Below are 731 nucleotides of genomic sequence, written 5' to 3'. Positions count from 1 at the left end.
GCACCTGTTTGTCCTGTAGCTCCAGTTTGTCCCGTAGCACCCGTTTGTCCTGTAGCTCCTGTCTGACCAGTAGCTCCCGTTTGTCCTGTTGCACCTGTTTGACCAGTAGCTCCTGTCTGACCAGTAGCTCCCGTCTGACCAGTGGCACCTGTTTGTCCTGTAGCACCCGTTTGTCCTGTAGCACCTGTTTGTCCTGTAGCTCCAGTTTGACCCGTTGCACCTGTTTGTCCTGTGGCACCTGTCTGACCAGTAGCTCCAGTTTGTCCTGTAGCTCCTGTTTGTCCTGTGGCACCTGTCTGACCAGTAGCTCCAGTTTGTCCTGTAGCACCTGTTTGTCCTGTAGCACCCGTCTGACCAGTGGCACCTGTTTGTCCTGTAGCACCCGTTTGTCCTGTAGCACCTGTTTGTCCTGTGGCTCCTGTCTGACCAGTAGCTCCTGTTTGACCAGTAGCACCTGTTTGTCCTGTAGCTCCCGTTTGTCCTGTGGCTCCTGTTTGACCAGTAGCTCCTGTCTGACCAGTAGCTCCCGTTTGTCCCGTTGCTCCTGTCTGACCAGTAGCACCTGTTTGTCCTGTAGCTCCCGTTTGACCAGTGGCACCTGTCTGACCAGTAGCTCCTGTTTGTCCCGTGGCACCTGTTTGACCAGTAGCTCCAGTTTGTCCCGTGGCACCTGTTTGACCAGTAGCTCCAGTTTGTCCTGTGGCACCTGTTTGTCCAGTGGCTCCAGTTTG

Annotated in this window: 1 protein-coding gene; it reads right to left on the bottom strand. The window is 54.9% G+C overall.

All coding sequences use genetic code 11. The features are described from left to right. The coding region (locus Q1B37_RS24195) for a hypothetical protein (RefSeq protein WP_299903349.1) at positions 1-731 on the bottom strand (731 nt) is incomplete at both ends.

The organism is uncultured Aquimarina sp. (assembly GCF_947492965.1).
Lineage (GTDB): Bacteria > Bacteroidota > Bacteroidia > Flavobacteriales > Flavobacteriaceae > Aquimarina.
This window is presented reverse-complemented; position numbering and strand designations above follow the sequence as displayed.